At 58.7% G+C, this 16,570-nt stretch carries 17 protein-coding genes and 1 tRNA gene; 11 read left to right on the plus strand and 7 right to left on the minus strand.

All coding sequences use genetic code 11. The annotated features are described in order from the left end of the window. Positions 1–59: 59 nt before the first annotated feature. The 7 genes from tolB to RP6297_RS03400 all read left to right on the plus strand — a co-directional run bounded on the left by tolB (position 60) and on the right by RP6297_RS03400 (position 6,198). The gene (gene tolB / locus RP6297_RS03370) at positions 60–1,364 is read left to right on the plus strand and encodes a Tol-Pal system beta propeller repeat protein TolB (protein ID WP_009238839.1); all 1,305 of its coding nucleotides are present in this window, start codon (positions 60–62) and stop codon (positions 1,362–1,364) included. A gap of 29 nt (positions 1,365–1,393) precedes the next feature. Next, positions 1,394–1,915, plus strand: a complete 522-nt coding sequence (pal, locus tag RP6297_RS03375; RefSeq protein WP_009238838.1) for a peptidoglycan-associated lipoprotein Pal — start codon at positions 1,394–1,396, stop codon at positions 1,913–1,915. 68 nt (positions 1,916–1,983) lie between these two features. After that, positions 1,984–2,769 carry a tol-pal system protein YbgF gene (gene ybgF, locus RP6297_RS03380; RefSeq protein ID WP_009238837.1) on the plus strand — a complete coding sequence of 262 codons (786 nt, stop codon included), beginning with the start codon at positions 1,984–1,986 and terminating at the stop codon, positions 2,767–2,769. A gap of 163 nt (positions 2,770–2,932) precedes the next feature. Next, the gene (gene queC, locus RP6297_RS03385) at positions 2,933–3,607 is read left to right on the plus strand and encodes a 7-cyano-7-deazaguanine synthase QueC (RefSeq protein WP_009238836.1); all 675 of its coding nucleotides are present in this window, start codon (positions 2,933–2,935) and stop codon (positions 3,605–3,607) included. Positions 3,608–3,613: 6 nt separating this feature from the next. Next, entirely contained in the window at positions 3,614–4,729 is a 1,116-nt protein-coding gene (locus RP6297_RS03390; protein ID WP_009238835.1) for a YeeE/YedE family protein, read from the plus strand. Between the two features lie 52 nt (positions 4,730–4,781). Next, positions 4,782–4,857, plus strand: a tRNA-Lys gene (locus tag RP6297_RS03395). Between the two features lie 564 nt (positions 4,858–5,421). Further along, on the plus strand, positions 5,422–6,198 hold the full coding sequence (locus tag RP6297_RS03400) for a hypothetical protein (RefSeq protein WP_139181156.1): 777 nt from the start codon (positions 5,422–5,424) through the stop codon (positions 6,196–6,198). Positions 6,199–6,275: 77 nt separating this feature from the next. On the opposite strand, the gene RP6297_RS03405 is transcribed toward RP6297_RS03400, so the two are convergent. The 3 genes from RP6297_RS03405 to RP6297_RS03415 form a co-directional block, all read right to left on the minus strand. Beyond that, positions 6,276–6,881, minus strand: a complete 606-nt coding sequence (locus RP6297_RS03405) for a hypothetical protein (RefSeq protein WP_009238812.1) — start codon at positions 6,879–6,881, stop codon at positions 6,276–6,278. 35 nt (positions 6,882–6,916) lie between these two features. After that, the gene (locus tag RP6297_RS03410; RefSeq protein ID WP_009238811.1) at positions 6,917–7,195 is read right to left on the minus strand and encodes an SOS response-associated peptidase family protein; all 279 of its coding nucleotides are present in this window, start codon (positions 7,193–7,195) and stop codon (positions 6,917–6,919) included. A gap of 98 nt (positions 7,196–7,293) precedes the next feature. Further along, positions 7,294–7,662 (minus strand): hypothetical protein, encoded by a 369-nt coding sequence (locus RP6297_RS03415; RefSeq protein ID WP_108912250.1) that lies wholly within the window; start codon positions 7,660–7,662, stop codon positions 7,294–7,296. 447 nt (positions 7,663–8,109) lie between these two features. On the opposite strand from RP6297_RS03415, the gene RP6297_RS03420 reads away from it, so the two are divergent. Then, entirely contained in the window at positions 8,110–8,550 is a 441-nt protein-coding gene (locus tag RP6297_RS03420; RefSeq protein ID WP_223293260.1) for a hypothetical protein, read from the plus strand. 2 nt (positions 8,551–8,552) lie between these two features. Next, positions 8,553–9,155: a hypothetical protein gene (locus RP6297_RS03425; RefSeq protein ID WP_009238808.1), complete on the plus strand. Its 603-nt coding sequence runs from the start codon at positions 8,553–8,555 to the stop codon at positions 9,153–9,155. Between the two features lie 328 nt (positions 9,156–9,483). On the opposite strand, the gene RP6297_RS03430 is transcribed toward RP6297_RS03425, so the two are convergent. Continuing rightward, the gene (locus tag RP6297_RS03430; RefSeq protein WP_009238806.1) at positions 9,484–10,443 is read right to left on the minus strand and encodes a hypothetical protein; all 960 of its coding nucleotides are present in this window, start codon (positions 10,441–10,443) and stop codon (positions 9,484–9,486) included. Positions 10,444–10,741: 298 nt separating this feature from the next. Between RP6297_RS03430 and RP6297_RS03435 the strand changes: the two genes are divergently transcribed. After that, positions 10,742–11,464 carry an HNH endonuclease gene (locus RP6297_RS03435; RefSeq protein ID WP_009238805.1) on the plus strand — a complete coding sequence of 241 codons (723 nt, stop codon included), beginning with the start codon at positions 10,742–10,744 and terminating at the stop codon, positions 11,462–11,464. A gap of 153 nt (positions 11,465–11,617) precedes the next feature. On the opposite strand, the gene RP6297_RS03440 is transcribed toward RP6297_RS03435, so the two are convergent. Both RP6297_RS03440 and RP6297_RS03445 read right to left on the minus strand, forming a co-directional pair. After that, entirely contained in the window at positions 11,618–12,040 is a 423-nt protein-coding gene (locus RP6297_RS03440) for a transcriptional regulator (RefSeq protein WP_009238804.1), read from the minus strand. Positions 12,041–12,876: 836 nt separating this feature from the next. Then, a complete protein-coding gene (locus RP6297_RS03445; protein ID WP_009277317.1) occupies positions 12,877–13,404 on the minus strand; it encodes a hypothetical protein in 528 nt (175 codons plus the stop codon). 183 nt (positions 13,405–13,587) lie between these two features. Here RP6297_RS03445 and RP6297_RS03450 point away from each other — a divergent pair, with 183 nt between their 5' ends. Continuing rightward, positions 13,588–14,061 carry a hypothetical protein gene (locus RP6297_RS03450; protein ID WP_009238800.1) on the plus strand — a complete coding sequence of 158 codons (474 nt, stop codon included), beginning with the start codon at positions 13,588–13,590 and terminating at the stop codon, positions 14,059–14,061. A 185-nt stretch (positions 14,062–14,246) separates the two neighbouring features. On the opposite strand, the gene RP6297_RS03455 is transcribed toward RP6297_RS03450, so the two are convergent. Continuing rightward, positions 14,247–16,259 (minus strand): AAA family ATPase, encoded by a 2,013-nt coding sequence (locus RP6297_RS03455; protein ID WP_009238799.1) that lies wholly within the window; start codon positions 16,257–16,259, stop codon positions 14,247–14,249. Between the last annotated feature and the right edge of the window lie 311 nt (positions 16,260–16,570).

Here is a 16,570-nt window from a genome sequence, read left to right on the forward strand (position 1 = left end):
GCGCCACTCAAGGCAGCGCTGGCCGGCGTACTCGGATTCCGGATTTGATAGTAGGGAAGATGAACATGATGCGAACGATGTGGATCCCGATGTTCCGACGTGCAGCGCAGGCGCTTCTGCTGAGCGCAGCGTGCGCGGGCGTGGCCCATGCCCAGCTCAACGTGGAGATCTCGGGTGTCGGCGCCAGCCAATACCCGATTGCAATCGCCAACTTCCAGGGCGAAGCACAGGCTCCGCAAAACCTCTCCGCGATTGTCCGGGCGGACCTGGCGCGCAGCGGTCGTTTCTCGAACGTCGATGTGGCCGGGGCAGTCGTGCCGGAAAGCCCGGCGCCTGACCTGGGTGCCTGGAAAACCAAGGGCGCCGCAGCCTTCGTGGGCGGCACCGTGACGCGCAACGGCGACCGCTACGAGATTCGTTTCCGCCTGTACGACACCGCCAAGGGCGAAAGCCTGGGCGGCCTGTCGCTTACGCGTGGCCCTGGCCAACTGCGCCTGGCCGCGCATGAAATTGCCGATTACATCTACCAGAAGCTGATTGGCGAGCGCGGTGTTTTTGCAACGCGTCTGTCGTACGTGTCCAAGGTTGGCCGTCGCTTCCAACTGCAGATATCTGACTCGGATGGCGCCAACCCGCAGATCGCGTTGACGAGCAATGAGCCGATCATCTCGCCGTCGTGGTCGCCGGATGGCACCAAAGTCGCGTATGTGTCGTTCGAGAGCAAGAAGCCGGTGGTGTACGTGCATGACCTGGTGGCAGGCCGCCGTACGGTGATCTCGAACCAGAAGGGCAACAACTCTGCGCCGGCCTGGTCGCCGGACGGCCGTCATGTGGCGGTGTCGCTCTCGCGCGATGGCAATACGCAAGTCTACCTGGTCAACGCCGATGGCTCGGGCCTGCGCCGCCTGAGCCGCAGCAGCGCGATCGATACCGAACCGTCGTTTTCGCCGGATGGCCGGTACATCTATTTCACCAGCGACCGCGGCGGTGCGCCGCAGATCTATCGCATGTCGGTTGACGGCGAAGAGGCGGGCGCTGCGCAACGCGTGACGTTCAAGGGCAACTACAACACGAGCCCGCGCGTGTCGCCGGACGGCAAGCTGCTGGCGTACATTTCGCGCGTGGGCGGTGCCTTCCGCCTGTACACGCAGGATTTGTCGAATGGCGATGTGAACGCGTTGACGGACACCTCTAACGATGAATCGCCGAGCTTTGCGGCCAACGGCAAGTTCATCCTGTATGCCACGCGCGTTGGCGGCAAATCGGTGTTGGCCGCTGTGTCCACCGATGGCCGCACGCGTCAGGTTCTTTCCCTCCAGGCCGGCGAAGTTCGTGAGCCGGCGTGGGGTCCTTTCATGCAATAACGAAGCTGTTCCACTAGGAGAAATCGGACATGTCGAAGTCCCAAACCATGATCAAACTCGCAGCCATTGCCGCGCTGCTGGCCCTGGGCGCTTGCAGCTCGGGCGTGAAGCTGGACGATACGGCCAAGAACGGTACGGGCGGTGCCGCCGGCACGGGTGCGGATGCCCGCACGGTGACCCCGGTGGACGTGGGCCGCGACGAACTGACCGACCCGAACAGCCCGCTGGCCAAGCGCAGCATCTACTTCGATTTCGACAGCTACTCGGTCAAGCCGGAGTACCAAGGCTTGCTGGGTCAGCACTCGCGCTACCTGCAATCGCACAATCAGCGCAAGGTCCTGATCCAGGGCAACACCGACGAGCGCGGCACCAGCGAATACAACCTCGCACTGGGCCAGAAGCGTGCCGAGGCCGTGCGTCGCGCCCTGTCGTCGATGGGCGTGCCTGACAGCCAGATGGAAGCCGTGAGCCTGGGCAAGGAAAAGCCGCAAGCGACCGGCCACGACGAAGACTCGTGGGCACAGAACCGCCGCGCCGACATCGTCTATTAATCGGTACGGTTTGAAGTGGAACGCGCCGGCTGCGAGGTTGCGGCCGGCGTTCTTACGTTGGCAATCACATGAATACGATGATGAAACAGCGCGCTTATGGGGCCATGCGTCGGGCCGTCCTGCTGGCGACGCTCGTCGCGGGTGGCGCCCTCACCATGGCCGGCCCGGCGGCAGCGGGGGTGTTTGACGACGATGAGGCGCGCCGCGCCATCATCGACATGCGCGACAAGTTCAACAACTTCCAGTCGACGGCTGCCCAGCGCATCGATCAGAACAGCAAGAACCTGATCGACGCGCAAAACCAGATCGAGACACTCAAATCGGAAGTGGCGCGCCTGCGCGGGCAGAACGAAGTCCTGCAGAACAGCGTCGATACGCTGACCAAGCAGCAAAAGGATTACTACGCCGACCTCGATGCGCGCCTGAAGAAGTTCGAGCCGCAGCAAGCCACGGTGGATGGCCGCGAAGGCATGGTCCAGCCGAACGAGAAGCCGGAATACGACGCTGCGCTCAAGGCGTTCCAGGGCGGGGACTTCAAGGGCGCAGGCAATCAGTTCTCGGCGTTCGTGAAGAAGTATCCCCAAAGCCCGTATCTGCCGCTCGCGCAGTTCTGGCTAGGCAACGCGCTCTATGCGCAGCGCGACTACAAGGGCTCGAGCTACGTGCTCGAGAACATGGCGCGCAGCAACCCGCAGCATCCGAAGGCGCCCGATGCGCTGCTGCAGGTGGCGACCAACCAGGGCGAGTCTGGCCAGAAGGCGGCCGCACGCAAGACGCTGGAATCGGTGGTCTCTCAGTATCCCGGCACCGAGCAGGCCAAGACGGCGCAAAGCCGTCTGAAGTCGATGCGCTGATCGGCAGGCCGCTCGGCATGTAAACAAACGCCCGCCCGTGGCTGCACCGGCGGGCGTTTTTTCATGGACCGCTGAATAGCGGGCATATGCCCGGTTGGGCGCGGGCAGGGCGGCGGCACGCTAAAATGCGGGCCTTCCCGATTTGCTTTGCAAGGCTTTACCCATGAAAAAACGCGCCATCGTCCTGCTCTCCGGCGGGCTGGACTCTGCCACCGTGCTCGCCATGGCCAATGCGGACGGTTTTGAGACTTACGCGCTGTCGATGCGCTACGGCCAGCGCCATTCGTCCGAGTTGGAAGCAGCCAAGAAAGTGGCGGCGGCGCTCGGCGCAGTGCGACATGAAATCGTCGATCTGGACTTGCGCAAGTTCGGGGGCTCCGCGTTGACGGACGATGCGCTCGACGTGCCGACTGACGGCGCGCAGACGGGTATCCCGATCACGTATGTGCCGGCGCGCAACACGATCATGCTGTCGCTGGCGCTTGGCTGGGCCGAGGCGGTCGGCGCACGCGACCTATTCTTTGGCGCGAATGCCGTGGACTACTCCGGCTATCCGGATTGCCGCCCCGAATACGTTGCCGCTTACGAAACGCTCGCCAACCTGGCGACAAAGGCCGGTGTGGAAGGCGAGCGCATCCGAGTGAACGCACCCATCATCGACATGACCAAGGCGGAAATCATCCAGGCCGGTGTGCGGCTGGGCGTGGACTACGGCCTGACCGTGTCGTGCTACAAGGCCGACGACGCCGGCCGCGCTTGCGGCGTGTGCGATTCGTGCCGCATCCGCAAGGCCGGCTTTGAAGCCGCGGGCGTGCCCGATCCCACCCGCTACGTCTGAGGCACCATGCCCGATATCGACCTCAACGTGTTGTCCCACACAGTGCTGTGGGGCACGTTTGTGCTGACGTTCGTGTTTGGCGCGATCCTTCAGCGCACGCACTTCTGCACGATGGGCGCGGTGTCCGATGTCGTCAACATCGGCGACTGGAATCGGCTGCGCATGTGGGCGCTGGCCATCGGCGTGGCCATGATCGGCACGGGATGCCTGAGCTGGCTTGGCCTGATCGATACGAGCAAGACGATCTACACGGCGAGCAAGCTGCTGTGGCTGTCGTCGCTGGTGGGCGGGCTGTTGTTCGGCTTCGGCATGGTGCTGGGCTCGGGGTGCGGCAGCAAGACGCTGGTGCGCATCGGCGGCGGCAATCTCAAGTCGGTCGTGGTGTTCGTGTTCCTGGGGCTTGCGGCGTACATGACGCTCAAGGGCGTGTTTGGCGTGGTGCGTGTGGCAACGGTGGACAGCGTAGCCGTTGCGTTGCCGACGTCGCAGGATCTGCCGAGCGTGCTGGGCCACGCGTTCTCCGGTGATGTGCGCATGCTGCGTCTGGTGCTGGCGCTGGGGATCGGCGGGGCGCTGTCGCTGTGGGCGCTGCTGGGGCGCGATTTCCGCACGGGCGACAACCTGCTGGGCGGCATCGGCGTCGGGCTCATCATCGTCGGCATGTGGTACGTATCGGGGCATCTCGGTTACGTGCAGGAAGATCCGAACACGCTGCAGGAAGCGTTTGTGGCGACCAACAGCGGGCGCATGGAAGCGCTGAGCTTCGTGGCTCCGGTGTCGTACACGCTGGAGTGGCTGATGTTCTTCAGTGATACATCGAAGGTACTGACGGTCGGCATTGTGAGCGTGCTTGGCGTGATTGCAGGATCGGCAGCGGTGGCGCTGGCCACGCGCACGTTCCGCTGGGAGGGCTTTGCCAATGCCGAGGACACGGGCAACCACATCATTGGCGGCATCCTGATGGGCATTGGGGGCGTTACGGCGCTGGGTTGCACGATCGGGCAGGGGCTGTCGGGCGTGTCGACGCTGGCGATCGGTTCGTTCATCGCGCTGGCCGGCATCGTGATCGGTGCGGTGCTGGCGTTCCGCTACCAGATGTGGCGAATGGAGCAGCTCGTTTGATCTGGTGAGCGTTGACAGAATCGCAGATATCTTCCTATAATCGCGGTCTTTGGGGTCTTTAGCTCAGTCGGTAGAGCAGTAGACTTTTAATCTATTGGTCGCGGGTTCGAATCCCGCAGGACCCACCAAATACCATAAGGCTCGGCAGGAAACTGTCGGGCCTTTTGCGTTTCTCGGGGTTATGCCAGGGTTAGGCCACGGCGAATTGGTCTCCGCTCGAATGCTGCTGCGGTCACACTGTGCCTGGTCAGCCGCCTCCCTAAACACCCTTCGGATCGGAGGGGGGGAGGGGGAAAACTTCGCTGTCGACGGACTACTCTTGAGACCTTCCCAAAATTTTTTCAAATTTGGCAGCGTGTAGTTGCTCCAGTGCGCACGATGCTCAATATGCAGCCTCCGCTGCAGGCAGTCGACCGCCGCCTCGATCTCGACGTCCACACCAGACAGCCTTTCCACTTTCTACATCGTCGCCAGCTGACGTCGGAAGCCGTCCCTTGTGGCTGTCCGCAAGCAGGAACCCTATGATGCTGTCATCGAAGCCGGCGCTCGCACAGTGATCGGCCAATCGAAACGCAGCGAAGGCAGCAGTGGTGACCGTGTGGCGGGCAGCCCACGCTGCACGTTATTGAATGCGCTGCCAGGAGAAATGGAGGGCCCGGACTGTGTTGACTTTGCATGAGGCGATAGTCGAAGTGCTCTCGAACTCCGCCGAGGCGATGACGGCACGTGTGATTGCCGCGAAGGTTAACTGCCTTGGCCTGTACTCGCGCCTCGATGGCCTACCGGTGCCCCCAAATCAGATCAGTGCTCGCGTGAACAAGTATCCACACCTTTTTACGCGCAAAAATGGCCTGATTGGTCTGCAACACAGATCGCCGGCGAACTTGGCGCTCGCGCGGCAGCGAAATCAACTTCCCAATACGCTTGCGTCCGCTGGGTTCATCTGCGAGGAGGGCGACTCACGGGCGTTGGCGCCGATCGCTGGCCTGCCCTTTCATGACGTGGGTATCGTAGGCGACCTTCTTGCAACCGGATTGCCTCGGTATGACTGGCTGGATCGGTGCGGGGTCTATGCGCTGATTCTTCCGCCGGAGTGCGAGGTTTCCTTCTTGGACTCGACCCATTCACGCAAAGCTGGCAATGTCCTCTCGCCGTGGGAGGAAGACCGGTTAAGCAGAAAGTGGGTTAATGGCACGCGAGTTATATACATCGGACTCGCGGGGGACCGCTCGCCGCGTTCGCTTCGCCAGCGGCTCAGGGACCTCCTAAACCACTGTGCCGGAAAGACATCGATCAACGGTCCCCACAAGGGCGGCGAAATTCTATGGCAATTGGCAAAGTACGAGTCGCTGTTGCTGCGCGCAATGCCCACGGATGGCCCGCCAGTGCCGCGCGACACCGAGCGCGCCCTGCTTGAGGCGTTCGTGAAGTTACATGGCACCCTTCCGTTCGCCAATCGCAAGGGATAGTTCGATCATCACTGCCCAATGCTGACGGCGACAAGAACACTAGCGCGGGTTGCAGGATGGGCTGCTGGCAATCAATGTCAGATTTGGATAGGCGGTGAGCTTCTTGCCCCATCAGTCGAGTGCTGGATAGTCCCTTGCTGGTTTGTACTTCCGAGCCGCTCCAGCGTGCAAATAACGTCGTCGGCTAGGTCGACGCGCGCGATGGCTGCGCTGGGTCCAACCTGCCAGCCTACCTTGCCGTCCGTAAACGCGACGGGGATAGCAATACCAAAGTCACCTTCAATTTTCCGCCGGCTGGTTGGCTTTTCCTTTGCCATTGGCATGCGCACACGCGCGAGAGCATCTCGCATCGAATGAACTAGCACCCGATGGTCGGAGCCTTCAGGCAGGTTGTCGCGCGCTTCCTCTGCCCAACGCCGGGCAAACTCGTACATGCCCATCACCCACAACTCAGAAAGGGTGAGAAGCCGCGCCACCTGGACAGGGTCGGCATAGCGGGGATCGCTTGGACGCTCGTGGATTAGCGCTTCTTCAAGAAAAAGCTCTGCATCGATCGCTGCCAAGCCGTGGAGCTTTGAGAGCTGATCCGGCCGATTTCGCAGTGCGACATGAGATGGCGCTACCCACCGTTGCATGCGTGCCTTGAATTGCTTGACATGTTCTTGGGATAGGTCTGCGAGCATGCGTTCTCTCATCTTCAAGCGACATACGAAAATGCTTAGCTTGCCAGCTTGTGAAGGTAGTACAAGTCTGGTCGGGCATCCACGATCGCATCTAATGCCGCAAGATCGCGCGACTCTGGGTTCAGCCTCGCGTCGATGTTTTCTTCCTTAATAGGCACAGGGAATCGATCGTGGCCGGCCTCTGAAATCTCCGGGGGCGGATCGTCGGTGATGATGGCGAACGACAGCAGATCCTTTTCACCGGGTTTCGTCCAACGTGACCAGAGACAGGCAACGAGCATCGTCTGCGGCGGGTCGGACCGGAATTCAAGCACGCTGATCTTTCCGTCTGGTCTCCTCGGCGATCTGGTGCAGTTCGTCAAGCGACAACGCTGCAAAGCACTCACGAACGGGTTGTGACATATGCACACCGTTAAGGCTTCCGGGTTTGATGCCGCGAGCGCATCTGATTTGGCGATGCATCGCCAGCGGCTAACCTTTCGCGGTAGGCCTTTCGCTCCGCCAGCTCTTCTTGAAACCAGGTCTCGCCCGACAGTTCTTCATGGAGGGCAGCCACTGCAATTCCGAAAGCGTCAACTTCGCGACTGCTGAGGCCGGCGGATTCAGCCACCTGATATGCGCGGCGGACGATGACTTGGAGCGCACGGATTTCAACCAGCAACCTGTGCACAAGGGGGTCACCGCCGTATCGGCCGCTGATCTGCTGGAGCTGCGCGAGAGAGAACACCGGATTTTGAAGGCGAAGGGGAATGGCATGGTGGAAAAAATACTGTATATGCATACAGTATTTGAGCACCAAATTCCCCCGTCAACTTAGACATTACAGACGTGGATAAGACCGCACCTGGAGGCGTCAGTATCGTTCGCTGTGCTTTGGGCAGCCCAGACACTGGGACGGGCCGATCGTGCCTCAGCGAGCCGCTGCTGCGGTTTGAGGCACCTTGGGGAAAGGTGGAGGAAGGTGCACCCGGGCGCCTCGCCACTCCGGCGCGCGCGGTTGGGACCCCGCCTCACTGCTCGCTTCATCGAGCGGTTTTTATGCAAGGGCAAAAACCCCGCAAAACGGCCCGAGGCAAGGCGCAGAAGGCCGATTGCAAGTTCGGCGGCCTTGTGCAGATTTATGCACCCAGCTTATGCGGTTGCTAGACTGGAACGGCAGATCAAAAAGGGGGGGAGGGCTATGGCGCTACAGAGCGAAGGGACCGACTTTGCTGGTGCTTCGGCACGCATGAAGGACATCAAGCCCGAATACCGCGAGCACGTTGCGCAAATGCTCAACATGACAATCGCGACGCTGACTCAAACTGTCATGTCGTGGGGCTTTGAGATAGTCAAGCATCTTGCGGTGATCAACACAGCCGGCGTCGCCGGCGCGGCCGCAATTTACAGTGTTCCGGCCGCCAAGAACGCGGCATTCGCCGCACTTCCATGGTTTTTGGGAGGGCTTGCAGTGACCATCTTCGCGATGTTGCTCATTTACACCAGCGGTGTGCTTGTTACTTGGTCTCTCCGGGAAAAGGTGATGATGGCGCTGACAGATCAAGCGCCAATCGCGTCGGTTAAAGCACCAGCGTGGGCGCGGATTGCCATGGCCGCCAACTGGTTTTCAGCGTTGGGAGCGTTCGCACTGTTCCTGGTCGGCGTGTGCAAGCTCGTGTGGAGGGCTTAGGCATGAACACCAAAATTCACGTGTACATCGATAGTTGCGCCTGGAACTACCTGTTCCGCAATCAGCTTGACTTAGCTCAGGAACTGCCGGGGGATCGCTATTCGCTTTGTGTCACCAGGGAGGTGGAGATTGAAATTGACGCTATACCTGCCACCGGCAAGGACGGGATCGATAAGCGAGCACTCAAGCAATTCATAGCTGATGCGATTGAGACAAACTCCATACAGACAACCAGTGTTTTCGGCTTCGCGTCTGTCGAACCGGATGGCAGCCTTTCCAAGATCCAAGTCTTCGGAGGCTTCGATCAGAGTACATTCCAATCGACGGCTGATCGAGAGTGGTATGAGTCCGAAGCGGTGACCAAGCTGCTAGACGGAAAAAAACTGAGCGGATCGGGTCTCGGCAAGGCCCAAGCCGACGCATCATTGGCGGTTCGATCGTTCGAAGCCGTCGTCTTGACGGATGAGCGCAAGGACAAGAGCGGGCCACTCAAGCTCGCTCGACAGCAAAGTGGCTGGATCGTGCATCTCAGTGAAGACTTGGAGCCGAGCGGATTGGCCCTCGGGGCCTTTATCGAGAAGATGATTCCAAGGGATGCGAGCTGAGACTTGCAACCGCTGTAAGAGAGGCGCCTAGTTCCATAAAGGGCCCTGGAGCATCTCAAAGCACGTGTACGTTGCGTGGATTGTCAGGGACCATCGCAGGTGACCAAAGACAATGGACCGCCAATGAAAAACGGGCCCGAAGGCCTGTCAAATCAACACTTAGATTGTCTTCTGTAATCTTTGGTACTGCGGTGTATTGGTGCATCAGTGGGAATCGAACCGGCATCGTCGCGAGTTTCCACGGCTGCTGTCGACCTTGAGCGGTCGGTTAAGAAACTGCGGGCGAACGATCGCCCTCTGCTCCGCTGCAAACGGTCGGACTGACGTCCTACGCGGCAGTGCTTTCCTTCCCGAATACAATCCGGCTGCTTTGAAAGCGTGTGTCGTAACGAATCTTAAAGACCATAATATTCTGCGCGAATGCGGCAAAATCCTGAGCCATAATTCGATACTTAATCCGTTCTGCGGGGATCTGATTAGTCTCAAAATTCCATGCAGCCAGAATCCCCGCCACATAATCAGGCAAACGCACGAACTCGTCATACCACATGGCGTCTTGACCCGCATCCGGTGTCGGCGCTCCGATAATAGGCCCGCCGTCGGGAATGGCAATGCGAAAATGCTCCGCAAGCCCCATCAAGTTCTGAACGCCAATGTCAAATACAACTCCTTCGCACCAAGTGGTCATCTTGTCACGATCGGGCAGCCAACCTGCCACTTCGATGGGCCGCTCACGTGCGAGAAGGAGAGTGACAAAACAGAAAAGATCGCTCAGGAGATAAAGATCAGATAGAAGCGTGATGTTAAATCTGTTCGCCTTGCTTTCCTGCTTTAGGGCTTTGAGCCGACGCAAGCTGTCACCTGTGCGTCCCTGCCCGATCAGCGCATCGACAGTCATTGAGACTGATTCACGCGCGACCGCGAGGGGATCAGACCCTTCCCCATTGTAAAAAACTTGTGGAGCTCGGGGTAAGATGAATGCGATATGGAAACGTCGCTTGTCGCGCAGAAATTCAATGGTTTCAGTCGGTATTATCTTTGATTTCTTCCAGTCTTTTGGAATTGACTTTTGAATTTCGTCCTTAATTTCGACGAGCGTAGCGTCATATGGGATGAGTGAAAAACAAAAAACATTGTTTGGTCGATCTTCGTCGTGAAGGCAAAAATCAGCAGAGATATGCCACTTTGTTACTTGGGGGTTGTGGGCTAAAAAATCTCTAAATACTGCGCGCCCAGACTGATCAAACGTTGCGAACAATGCTTTTATTTTTTCTGTGATCTCAATCATTTTTATTTAGGGGTATTTTTTCTCTTCTAGGTAATGCTGAATTCAAGATCAATCCCGGTAGGCTGATAATCTTGGGAAACAAGAATTCTCGCTCACCGTTTAACGCTCGATCACAGCCGTTCAGCCGGCAACGTTCGCAACTAGGCGTGAACCAATACAGTACCAATCCACTTCACCGATGATCTGGAAGCCGAGACGTACGTGCAGAACATCTACACGGCCGAAGCGGACTAGTTCGCAAGGGTAGACTGCAGGATCACGCAAGCACAACTTGAATCCATTTTGAGGCTGATTCACGATGGCAAAAAAATACGACGCATTTGAAGCATATCTACGCAGTCTGCCCGGAGACACCATAAGGCTTACGTACGACCAAATTAGAGAATACGGTGGCCTGGAAAAATTGCCAAAATCCGTCTCTGAGCACGCGTATCAATATCTCAGTAACTCAAAGTCTCAACCTATCCCCGCCGCGTGGCTACGCGCCGGGTGGTGGAAGTTTAATCACAACTACAATGAACAGTACATTGATCTGCACCGTTCCGTCCCACTTGAAGCGGTGACGCTGGCGGATGACGTCGGCGACGATGGTGTACAGAACGAAAATCGGCAACTGGTGAACGTCAAGACCCGACGCGGTCAGCGTGATTTCCGCGAACGTCTCCGGCGCGCTTACGGTGACACTTGCGCGATTACGGGCTCAATCGTCGTGCCTCTTCTTGAAGCAGCGCACATCGTGCCGCACGCGCACAAAACGAACTACGCCACGTCAAACGGGTTGCTCCTGCGTGCGGACATGCACACGCTGTTCGACATGCATCTCATCGCTGTTGATTCGGACGGTCGGGTCGTTGTCTCAGGAAGGCTTCAAGGTACTGAGTACGCGCAATACCATTTGCAGCGACTTAAAGCTTTTCCTCAAACTCCGGTTGACCAACCGTCCTCGGAGAACCTGAAACGCCATCACGGTCGATTCCTCGCTAGCCAAGAAACGACTCACTCAACCGCGCAATCTCGGTAAACAGCGCAACGAGGGCGGATTAGCGTTAGACATGGACCGACCCTGTCTCTACCCCTCGACACTCGGCCGTCGCGGGTGGGGGAGGTTAGCGGCTGTTCTTGGTCTTCAGTCTCGTCCCTGCCCCGGTGTGGAGCTGCGATGGCATGGGCTCCACTAGCCAGTCCACATCTCTCCGTCCAGTGAGAGTTGTTCTGCCAAGTCCACGATGAGCTTGCGGCGAACCTCCGGCATGGCCCGGAGCCGCGCAATCAACTCGGCCTCGTATGCCGTCAAGGCGCCCACGTCGCCAGCTTTCGCCTTCCTCTTTCGGTGCTTGCCAGCCGATTCAGGGATGCCAAAGCGCAGCCACTGCAGCGGGACGTCCAGCCAGGCGGCCAACGTTTCAATCTTATCGAGGGTCGGCATCGCTGTGCCCACCAGCCACTTATGGGCGGCCTGAGCTGAGATGGGCTCGCCTGTGGTTCGCAGATTGAACTGGAGAGCGAGTTCAGCCGCCGAGCCGATTTTTTTCGAGCTACGGGTTAGGGCCTGCTTGAGGCGTTCGGCGAAGGCGTGTTTTTCTTCCGACGTGGGCATGCCCCGCAGTGTCGGAGAGCCACTCCGATGCTAGGAAACCAAATGGTTTTACAAATAGACTGATTGGTTTATATTGGGTTGGGGGGGCGGACAGCGGGCAGAGACTTCAGGAGCCATCTGCTGTTGTCGAGGAAGGCTATCGTGGGCGAAGAAGACAAGGATCAAGATCGAAGCGGATGGGTGATTCCGACTAAAAAGAAGGGGCAAAAGAACGCCCGTACCGACGCGGCGCTTACCGTGCTGGTGTCGATGGGGTTGGCCACGGCATTCTTTGCTCTCTTTGGGGGACTGCGTGGGGCAGTGACTGGCGCCATAGTTGGGGCCTTCTGGGGCGCATACAGGATATGGACTGGGGATGCCTAAGGGAGCACAACTCCACTAACGTGCACGCCCGACAAACGATGTATCACTGATTCAAGTTCGATCTTAGGGGACAGCCATGAAGCCATCAATTTTCCCCTGGGTGCTCGCCGCAACAGCATCCTGTGTTGCTCCGTACGCTTTCTCGCAGGACTCAGACCAGTCGATTCTTCTACGACAGATTCGCGACCAAATGGCGCTCCAGCAGTTGCAGCAGCAACAGGTCGAGCCGCGTGGGCAGGGTACGACTTCGCTCTTCGACCAGATCAATAGCTCGACGAGTACTCCGGAAAGGACTCGGAACACGGTTGAGCAGACTAGGCAACTACAACTGCAGAATGAGATCATGGCTCAGTGCCTACAACTGCTAAGAAACGGCGAGAGCAATCTGCCATCGATCTGTAACAGCATGGTGCACTAACGACCGTCGCGCCAACTCTGGTCCGGTATCTAGGCATCAGCTGACTCCGTAGCGTTCAACACACCATGCCCCGGCGATTGTTGGACAAAGAGCTCTCGGAGGAATCGGTCTCCAGCTTGCGGTGCTGCCAGCCCACCAGGGTGCCAGATGGAAACAGGTGGAGGTGCTGAGGGATCGGGATGTAATCGGGAAATACGCTGTCTGGCCGATGCTTGTTTTCCTCGTTGGTCATGATGACCGTCCTGTCACGCTCAAGGAAGTAGGCAAAGAACTCTGCCAACTCCATCGGCTCGGAACGATTGAAATACAGAGCCTGCGCAGTAGTTGCGCGGTCTTGTTGGTGTCCTCGCTGCAACTGCCTTGGTGGCCGCTTGAAGTCATGCTCAGCAAACACTTTAAGCGCCGCAGGCGTGATACCAATGACGCGCCAAGACCATGGGCGCGCTCCCATGAGGCTCGTAAGCATTCGTGTTGCATCAGCCCTCGTAAACCCCTTGGGGTACGCCTTGATCGCTTCAAACTGCGCGACGTAGATCGAGTGCAGCGCTGCACGTAGCTGTGCGTCTGTAAGGATTGTCTGCATCGTTTTCTTACCCCACCTTCAGTAGCCATATCAAAGCAGCGGCGCGGCAATTTTTTCGACCTTTTCCGCGCAATCCGAGCGGCTGGAATCGGTGCCTCACCTATCCAGTGCGGCAGAGGCGGACAGTGGAGAGCTTGCCTGTGAATCCTTAGAATAGTGCTATCCAGATTTGGGGAAAGCTCCATGAGTGATGCTATTCACCGCCAAGGTAGCGTGCACAGTAGCGACGACAGGCGCATCGCTGCTATCCAATTCGTCCTGCTTGGCAGTATGCGACGCACGGCTGAAGCCACCGGCATCCCCGTCCGAACGCTCTACGATTGGCAGAAGACGGACTGGTGGGAGACCCTCGTCGCACAAGTCCGCACGGAAATGGAGGGGGAGATCGATGCCACCCTATCCAAGATGATTCAGTTGGCGCTTGCCGCCACCATGGATCGGCTGGAGAACGGCGACTACGTCGTTACGGCCAAGGGCGAAATCGTGCGCAAGCCCGTCTCAGCTCGCGACGTCATGGCGATCCTTGCGATGGCCATCGACAAACGACAGGTATTGCGAGACGCGATGGCAACAGTGCCACAGCAGCGGCTAGGGAACCTGGCCGACCGGCTGCGAGAACTCGGGGAGCACAAGAGGAACGCCACCTCGCCTGTGTAACGGTACCCCGATGGGGGAGTGCTTCTCGCGGTCAGATCATCGCTTGGCAGGCTGTTCAATTTTTTATAGCTAGGCAGCCGGACAGCAGTCCGGACAGAACCGGACATCTGCGGACATCACGGACAAAACCGGACAGACATGGACACACACCTATAGGTGTGTCCTGTCCTGTCTGATGTCCTCTTTCAGGCATCAATGTCATGGGCGTCTTGCATTGATCGAGCTGCCAGGGATAAAACGCCGCTTGGTGAACGAACGATCCAGCCGTCCTGTCGTGCGGCTTCGAGCGCGCGGTTGAAGCCACGGCGCCTAGCCTCCTCGGTAAGCTCACGGCAAGCCTTGTTGAACGCCTCTCTGATTTCCGGCTCCAGTGCACCGTGTTCGAGGTCGCGCATCACCGCCAGGAGCGTTGCGGAATGCTTGCTGTGCCGGCGTTGGCTTGTTGCCGGAGCGGAAGCGGTGGGTGAGAACTCGGCGGTAAGAGAGCTGCGAGGGTCAGCGTCTTCGTCCACGCCGAGATCCATCACGTGGAGGTCAAAGGACAGAGGGGCGGGGCACTCGGCATCCTTCATCTTTTCGCAGGTGAGCGTTGCCTTGTGGGCCTGCCCTTCCAGTCGGAACATGAAGTCGGTATTTGCCTTGATCGTGTAGCTGCCTCGTGCGCGGGTCTTGTCATGCCCCGTATGGTGGATCAGGATCACCGAGGAACCTTGGCAGGCTGCACGAATCTCGGTTGTGAGGATGCGGAAGAACGCCGCCATTTCGCTGGTCGAGTTTTCGTCTCCGTCGAAGTTCTGGCTCAGGGTATCGATCAGGATTAGCACCGGGGCACCGAGCTCTGTACCAAGCTGCCGAATTGCCGCCTTTACGCTCGCAGCGCAGTCCTTGTCATTGAGCGGAAGCGGAGTCGTGCACACGCGCAAGGGTACGGCACCGGGATCTAGATTTTGGCGCTTGTGCCAAGCCTCTATGCGGTAGCGCAAGCTGCTTCCGCCTTCGCCTGCAACGTACAGGACAAGGCCACCCAGGGTTTTCCTGTCGCACCAAGGCAGGCCATGGGCAATATGCAGGGCTAGATCCAGCGCGACGAACGTCTTATATGAGCCGGCCTCACCGTAAAGGATTCCTGTCGCGTCCGCAGGGATCAGGCCCTTCACTATCCAGCGACAGGCGTTGGCCGCACCGCAGAGCGTGGTGTAGTCCTTGAACAGCCCTGGCGTGATGTGGGTTCGAGGCGTTCCACTATCCCGCTCACTTCCTGTGCTCTCGGTATAGGGCAGTGCCAGGACCCTCTTGATGTCCTGGAGTAGCGCGTTGCCTGACAGTGGCGGTCGTGTTCTGTCGGCGTGATACCTCAGTGGGCTCTTCTCTATTACGTAGGCAATGTGCTCGGCGGTATAGCCGGCCGCACAGAGGGCACGGTAGGATGCAGCCCGTGCTTCGCTGGGAGAGTGATACCCACAGCTATCTCGATATCCACGCTGCAGCAATGCGATGATATGGTCGTCAAGCTCAACCACCGGCGGCTTAGCGCCTAGCAACTGCGGTGCGGGATCATTGGCCGGCTCACGTCCTGCATGCTCGACGCTCACCAATAGCTCGAAGAGGTCGTCAGGCATATCGAGGATCTCGGCATCGAGGTCCTTCCACTTATACGCGCCGACGTGCGTGGTGGATGGCGCGACGACAATGATTGCATTGCCTGTGATGATGTCGAGGCCAGAGTTGGCGTGGCAGGGGCCAAGCCGCACGTTTGTGTGCTTGCGCAGCCGACATCGCTGCGCCGGCGTGAGCCTGAAGATCTTATGCCAGCCCCCAGACTGGGAGCGTTGCGTCAGAGTAGATCTGATGGGTGGGTACTTGGCGGCTAGCCAGGCAAGTGTACGTGCTCCCTCCTTTCCATCCTTTGTATCGATATCCAAGGCTACGTATTCATCGCCCATGAATAGGCCGACGTTGTCGGCCGGATGCGCGCTCCAATGATCCTGTATCTCTTCAACTGTACGTAGCGGATGCTGTTCCCAGTCCTTGATGTAAGGATTCTTGGCATACGGGTGCACAGGGACTACTGGATGCCCGCACCGCACATAGAATTTGGCAGCTTGGTCCAGCTTGGTGAGGTCGTACGGCAGTCCATTGACTGCACCCTGTCCGGCTGGTTCGCCGTTCGGCGCAATGGAGTCGTGTGCTCGCGGCATACTACTACTCGCGGAAAAACATGGGCCTGGGGCCCTTTGATCGGCAGGTGCACCTCTACGGTGTCCTTGACCTGGGTAGGTCCCGAACGCTATTGCGGGACTCGAGTCAGTAAAGGGTGCAGTCAATGGGGCTCTGGGGACTGCGCTTTGAAACGATAGAACACGCCGCCACTACCGTCCTCATGGATTTCGACATCGTGTATGCCCCTCAGCCAGGGCATGAAGAAGGGAAGGTGCCCCCACGGGATGCCGATCCTGTTTCTCCAAAACCACTGCGTGGAGCTGGAGTCGTCGGTGGGGATGACAGCGCC

The sequence above is a fragment of the Ralstonia pickettii genome (genome assembly GCF_016466415.2).
In the GTDB taxonomy this organism is placed as follows: Bacteria; Pseudomonadota; Gammaproteobacteria; order Burkholderiales; family Burkholderiaceae; genus Ralstonia; species Ralstonia pickettii.